At 62.4% G+C, this 5681-nt stretch carries 6 protein-coding genes and 1 pseudogene; 3 read left to right on the forward strand and 4 right to left on the reverse strand.

What is annotated here, in order from left to right; all coding sequences use genetic code 11:
• Nucleotides 1-280: pseudogene (locus tag EN939_RS18565) on the forward strand (phosphonate monoester hydrolase); the annotation flags it as partial.
• A 48-nt stretch (nucleotides 281-328) separates the two neighbouring features.
• On the opposite strand, the gene EN939_RS18570 reads toward EN939_RS18565, so the two are convergent.
• Entirely contained in the window at nucleotides 329-1666 is a 1338-nt protein-coding gene (locus EN939_RS18570) for a PRC-barrel domain-containing protein (RefSeq protein WP_127269169.1), read from the reverse strand.
• Between the two features lie 255 nt (nucleotides 1667-1921).
• Between EN939_RS18570 and EN939_RS18575 the strand changes: the two genes are divergently transcribed.
• On the forward strand, nucleotides 1922-2842 hold the full coding sequence (locus tag EN939_RS18575) for a diacylglycerol/lipid kinase family protein (protein WP_127269170.1): 921 nt from the start codon (nucleotides 1922-1924) through the stop codon (nucleotides 2840-2842).
• Nucleotides 2843-2871: 29 nt separating this feature from the next.
• Here EN939_RS18575 and EN939_RS18580 read toward each other — a convergent pair whose 3' ends face one another.
• On the reverse strand, nucleotides 2872-3072 hold the full coding sequence (locus tag EN939_RS18580; protein WP_127269171.1) for a hypothetical protein: 201 nt from the start codon (nucleotides 3070-3072) through the stop codon (nucleotides 2872-2874).
• 170 nt (nucleotides 3073-3242) lie between these two features.
• Between EN939_RS18580 and EN939_RS18585 the strand changes: the two genes are divergently transcribed.
• Nucleotides 3243-4754: a sensor histidine kinase gene (locus tag EN939_RS18585; RefSeq protein ID WP_164748878.1), complete on the forward strand. Its 1512-nt coding sequence runs from the start codon at nucleotides 3243-3245 to the stop codon at nucleotides 4752-4754.
• Between the two features lie 15 nt (nucleotides 4755-4769).
• On the opposite strand, the gene EN939_RS18590 is transcribed toward EN939_RS18585, so the two are convergent.
• A complete protein-coding gene (locus EN939_RS18590; RefSeq protein ID WP_127269173.1) occupies nucleotides 4770-5228 on the reverse strand; it encodes a hypothetical protein in 459 nt (152 codons plus the stop codon).
• Nucleotides 5229-5239: 11 nt separating this feature from the next.
• Nucleotides 5240-5566 (reverse strand): DUF883 family protein, encoded by a 327-nt coding sequence (locus EN939_RS18595; protein WP_023811001.1) that lies wholly within the window; start codon nucleotides 5564-5566, stop codon nucleotides 5240-5242.
• Nucleotides 5567-5681 lie beyond the last annotated feature (115 nt).

The following is a 5681-nucleotide window of genomic DNA, read 5'->3' on the forward strand; positions in this document are numbered from 1 at the left end:
CGCCGAACGCCAATGCAACCTCGCCGTTATCCGCACGGAGCATTTCAAATATGTGCATTTCGGCGGCAATCTGCCGCCGCTGCTCTTTGATCTAAAAAGCGATCCGGGCGAGCTGGACAATCTCGCGGCCGACCCCGGCCATCTCACCGTGCGCCTGGAATTCGCCGAACGGCTGCTCGCCTGGCGGGCCGAACATCTCGACCAGTCGCTGGCGCTGGCCGAATTGACCCAGAACGGCCTCGTCGGCCATGCCGCTGGCCTGCCACCTGGCCACACATAAATAAAGCCCGCGCCGTTGCCAGCGCGGGCTTCATTGGGCTGAACAGAATTACCTTACGATCATGCGCTGCTGATCGCGCTGTTCGGCGTAACTGCCTTTATCATAGGCGGTTTGAGCCTCGAGCTGTTCCTTGGTGAAGGTCGTGTAAAGATATTTGTTGCCGTCCTTGTCGGTCATGAATTTGAGATTATCCATACCAACCGCGACCTCCTTTTCACCGACGCCTAAGAAGCCGCCAACGTCGACGATCACCGCGTCCGTCTTGTTGTCAGGCGCAAGCACGACATCGCCGATTTCGCCTACCCTGGCGTCGTTTGCGCCGTAGACAGTCGTGCCCTTCAGGTCATCGGCACGAATCTCGCCGACCGGCATCTCGGTCAACGTCGACTTGTCGATGGCGGCAGTCTGTGTCTGGTCGGGAGCCGAGGCGTCAGGGGTGGTCGCTGCCGGAGCTTCGGCGGTCTTATCTGCCGGAGCGACAGCAGGAGCCGTCGTGTCGGACGGCACAGCAGCCGGAGCGGTGGCCGCAGGCTCGTTGGAAGCCGTCGTGGCCGGCGCCGGATCATAGGCCTTGCGGTCGAAATCGGGCTGCGCCTGCAGCTCTTCCTTGGTGGTCTGGGCCACCAGCCAGCGGTCGCCATTCTTCTCGGCCCACTGCGCCTTAGAGAAATCATAGGTGACATTCTTGGCGCCGAGGCCAAGGAAACCGCCCACGCCGATGACCAGGGACTCGGCCTTGCCTTCCTTGGTCAGCACGATGTCGTTGACGTCGCCGATATTCTGCGCGTCATCACCGGTTCCGTTATATACGTCTTCACCGATGATGTTGGTGGCAAGGTTACCGTCCGCGCGCTTTACCGGTTCCGCCGGAGCGGCGTTCATGTCGGCCGGCTTTTGTGCCGTATCCGTCGTAGCAGGTGCCGTAGGTGCGGTCGCGTCGGTCGATGCCGCAGGTGCGGGGGCCGGACTGTAGGGCTGGCTGTCGAATTCCGCCTGAGCGGTCAACTCGTCCTTGGTCGTCTGGGCTACCAGCCAGCGGTCACCATTCTTTTCGGCCCACTGCAGCTTGCCGTACTCGAAGGCGACGCTCTTGGCACCGACACCCAGAAAACCGCCAACGTCGATGACGACGGATTTCGCCTGCCCATCCTTGTCGAAGACGACGTCGCTGACATTGCCGATGTTCTCGGCATCATCGCCGGTGCCGTTGTAGACGGATTCACCGATGATGTTGGTGACGATGCTGCCCTCTGCGCGGACCGTCGCGGCGCCTGACTCCTGAACGGCTGGGCTCTGTGCCGGCGCCGGGGTCGTCGCGCTCTGCGCATATGCGCCCGTCGCGATCAGTGTTGCGAGTGCGGTCGTGGCTAAAAGATTGCGGATCATGATAGTCTCTCCTCGTGCCTGATCTCATGCGCCGCGTCTTCGCCGGAAAGTCGGACGCGGCATCTACAGGTTCACAACGTTGTGACCAGTCTGTTGTTCCGACAAAACCGCGCCGTCCGGAAATCGAAATCACAGAAATGATCGAGCGGCTTAGAAGCCCGTTCGTGTCAAGGGAACCTTTTCCGTCGCCGCCGCGTTTCAGCCATCGGCTGGGCGTGTCCCGGCCACTTTTTGGCTGACATGGTGGAGCGGGGTATGAAATTCGCAGCGGTGCTGAACCGGGATGGCGGCACTTTGCGCACCACCGACCTCGTCGCCTTCTCCGACAGGATGCATCAGACGCTGGAGACGGCAGGGCACTCGCTCAGCATCGAAATTGTCGCCGGCAAGGACGTGGTGGAAACGCTCGACAGCGCGGCTTCGCGTCGCTCTGTCGACGTCGTGCTGGCGGGTGGCGGCGATGGGACCATTTCCGCCGCGGCCGCGCGGCTGATGGGCACGAAGAAGGCGCTTGCCATATTGCCGGCCGGCACCATGAACCTGTTCGCGCGGGGGTTGGGCATTCCGCAGTCACTCGATGGAGCGCTGAAATCCTTCGCCGACGGCGAAATCATCGCGGTCGACGTGGCGACAGCCAATGGCCAACCTTTCATACATCAGTTCTCGATCGGCATGCATGCAAAGATGGTGCAACTGCGCCAGAAGATGGAGTTCGGTTCGCGGTTGGGAAAGATCCGCGCCTCGGCCAAAGCGGCTTGGGCGACGATCAACAATCCACCTGCGATGAATGTGACGCTCAGCATCGGCGAAGCCGAAATGGCGGCACGCATCACCGGCATCGGCATCACCAACAATTTGTTCGGCGAAGGCCATTTGCCTTACGCCGACAATCCGGCGGGCGGCGTACTCGGTGTCTATGTCACGGTGGCGAAGCAGCGCGCCGAACTGGTCAAGTTTTTCTTCAACGTGGCGCGCGGCAAATGGCGCGACAACGAACATGTCGAAATCCACCAGACGAACAGAACGGTGCTGAAAATCCATTCGAGCAGCCGCAAGTTTCGCGCTGTGATGGACGGCGAATTGGTCAGGCTTGACCGTGAAACGGTAATCGAAATCCAGCCTGGCGCGCTGAATGTACTGGTGCCGGCGAGCGCGGCCCAATCGAGAGCCGCCTGATGCGATGCGTTGCAACGAACAAACCGGCTTTAGCCAGCAGGAGCCTGCTCGGTGGTGCTGGGCGTGGGGACATGCTGTTCATCGCTGGTTGGCGCCTTGATCAACACACCATAAATCTCGGCAATGCCCCACGCAGCAAACACCAGAAGCAATGCGGCGATCAGGATTCGAAATCCATGCCAGCCCCATCGCCCCTGCCGCGCCTTGTTTTCTGGAATGATCTTGGCCATGCTCGATCCCTGTCTCATTCTGCACCAGCTGGCGCGCTCGGCAAATCATGGTCGGGTAACGGTTCCTCGCTAGGATGGTTCCGGAAAAGCGCGCTGGCCTTGCACCAGCGCAAGCAGGCGACGGCGAAGACCGGGACGAGGCAAGTGGGGTGACTGGCAAGACGCAAACAGTGCCCGAGCTGCCGGCCGAAGTTGCGCGCGCAGTCAAGGATGTTGACCGGCTCGCCGTGCTGCACGGGTTGGAGGTGCTGGATACAGCGGCCGATCCCGATTTCGACCGCGTCAGCAGCCTTGCCGCGGCGGTGATGCAGGTGCCGATGGCCCTGGTCACGCTCGTCGACCTCGAACGGCAGTGGTTCAAATCCTGCTTCGGCCTGGACGAGGCCGAAACCGCGACCGACGTCTCCTTCTGCGCCCATGCGATTGCCGCCGGCGACGAACCGATGGTGGTGGTGGATGCAACGACGGATCCCCGTTTCAAGACCAACCCGCTGGTCACCGGAAAGCACCATGTCCGCTTCTATGCCGGCGCGCCGATGGTTGTGGCAGGTGCCCGCATCGGCACGCTGTGCGTGCTCGACCGCTCGCCGCATGGTTTTCCATCCCACGCTGAGCTCGACCAGTTGAAGTCGCTCGCCGGCCTCGCCGCCAGCCTGTTCACCCTCAAGGACACAACCCGCAGCGGCGCGATCGCCGAGGCCGCACTGGTTCGCGAGGAAAAACGACGCGCCATCGCACTCGATGCGGCGTCGCTCGCTAGTTGGGCATGGGATATCCGCACCGATATCATCGAATGCGACACATTGATGTCGGAGCTGTTCAGCCTGCCGCGATCCAACCGGCTGCGCGCACGCGACATCCTCACCGCCATCGATCCGCGTGACGTCTACCAGACCGAAACCCGCTTTCGCGACGCCCTGACCGGCAGCGACGACTATTTCGGCGAATACCGGGTGAAGGGCTTTCATCCGCCGCGCTGGCTCGCCACGCGCGGCCGTGTCATCGAGCGTGACGGCGACGGCAAGCCGACCTTGATCTTCGGCGTCAACTACGACATCTCCGAGCGTAAGCTCGGCGACGAACGCCAACGGCTGCTGCTGCGTGAGCTCAACCATCGCGTCAAGAACACTTTGGCGACCGTCCAGGCGCTGGCAACGCAGACCGTGCGCCATGCCCGCCAGCCAAGCGAGTTCCTCGAGGCGTTCGGCGCCAGGCTTCAGGCCTTGGGCATCGCCCACAATCTGTTGTCGGACCGCGAGTGGCGCGGCATTGGCATCAGTGAACTCGTTCAGATCGAGGTCAAACCTTTCGAAACGGCCGAGCAGCCGCGCATGACGATCTCCGGCGACGACCTGCTGCTGTCGCCCGACCAGGCCGTCGGGCTTGGCCTGATCCTGCATGAACTGGCCAGCAACGCGCTGAAATATGGCTCGCTGTCGGTGCCGTCAGGCAGGGTCGATCTCGGCTGGAGGATGCAAGGCAGGAGGGATGCCCGGCGTCTTGTGCTGACCTGGCGCGAAAGCGGCGGCCCGCAAGTCGCTCCGCCGGATCGGCACGGCTTCGGCTCGATCCTCATTCGCCGCAGCCTAGCCAAGGTCATTTCCAGCGAAGTGACCCATGAATTCCGGCCGGAAGGCGTGTTTGCCGAAATATCGATGCCGCTGGAAGAGTTGTCAAAGTGACCTCTCCCAACAGCTCTATATCCGTTCGCTCTCATCCAGATCGTCGGATTTCACATTCTCGCGGTAGATGGCGTAGGCCGCGAGCGCCACGGCCGGCCCCAGAATGACGCCGAGACCGCCTTTTCCCTTGAGCAGACTCGGCAGCACGGCGAGTGCGGCGGTGATGCCGATCGCCTTCATGTCGGCATTGCGGCGCTGCGCCCGGCGCCGGGCGCGTGAGCCTGCGGAGATCCGGTAGATCAGCAGGATAAGTCCGGCAAGCACCAGGAAACCGACGCCAAACCCCAGTGCCGCGGCAAGCGGCCCATAGCGCATCGCCGTCCAGATATAGGCGGCCCCGACAAGAAAAACGAGACCGCAAAGTGCGGCGGCCATGGCGATCACATAGACGATTGCCGCCGTGCGCGCCCGGTGTATGGCGGCCACGGTTTCCCCCGAGGCGAGGCCCGAGATCAGGGTTGCCAACATTCCCATCTGGAGCGCGACTAGCGACGCGCGATGAGCGCGAAAAGGAAGCCTACGCCGGCGGCGATCGCCAGTGACGTCACCGGCTTTTCACGCACGCTTGCCATCATCTGCGCTTCGATGTCCTTGGCATTGCTGCGCAGGCTGTCAAAGGCTGCTTCGCCCTGCGCACGCAACTGTTCGACCCCTTCCGTGGCTGCGCGGCGCGCGGTGCCATAGCCATGCTCGCCGGTCTTGGCCAGTTGTTTGGTGAGCTTGTCGATGTCGGCCTTCAACTGCCTGATGTCGGCTTCCAGGTCCGCATTTGCACGGGCGTCGTTTGCGGTCTTTCCTGCGGCAGTGGCCATGGCTTAACTCCTTGTGATTGCTTGGTTTCAAACGCGCTGCGCGTCTCAAGGTTCCGGCATTGGGGACAAAGTAGCCGAAAACGCATCGGCGCGCACCCGGTCCGCCGGCTCCGGC

The sequence above is a fragment of the Mesorhizobium sp. M7A.F.Ca.CA.002.05.1.1 genome (assembly GCF_003998335.1).
GTDB lineage: Bacteria > Pseudomonadota > Alphaproteobacteria > Rhizobiales > Rhizobiaceae > Mesorhizobium.

What these genes read in the sequence shown, in the direction of transcription:
- EN939_RS18570 (WP_127269169.1), bottom strand. Translation starts at nt 1,666, where the DNA reads ATGATCCGCAATCTTTTAGCCACGACCGCACTCGCAACACTGATCGCG.
- EN939_RS18575 (WP_127269170.1), top strand. Translation starts at nt 1,922, where the DNA reads ATGAAATTCGCAGCGGTGCTGAACCGGGATGGCGGCACTTTGCGCACC.
- EN939_RS18590 (WP_127269173.1), bottom strand. Translation starts at nt 5,228, where the DNA reads ATGGGAATGTTGGCAACCCTGATCTCGGGCCTCGCCTCGGGGGAAACC.
- EN939_RS18595 (WP_023811001.1), bottom strand. Translation starts at nt 5,566, where the DNA reads ATGGCCACTGCCGCAGGAAAGACCGCAAACGACGCCCGTGCAAATGCG.
- EN939_RS18580 (WP_127269171.1), bottom strand. Translation starts at nt 3,072, where the DNA reads ATGGCCAAGATCATTCCAGAAAACAAGGCGCGGCAGGGGCGATGGGGC.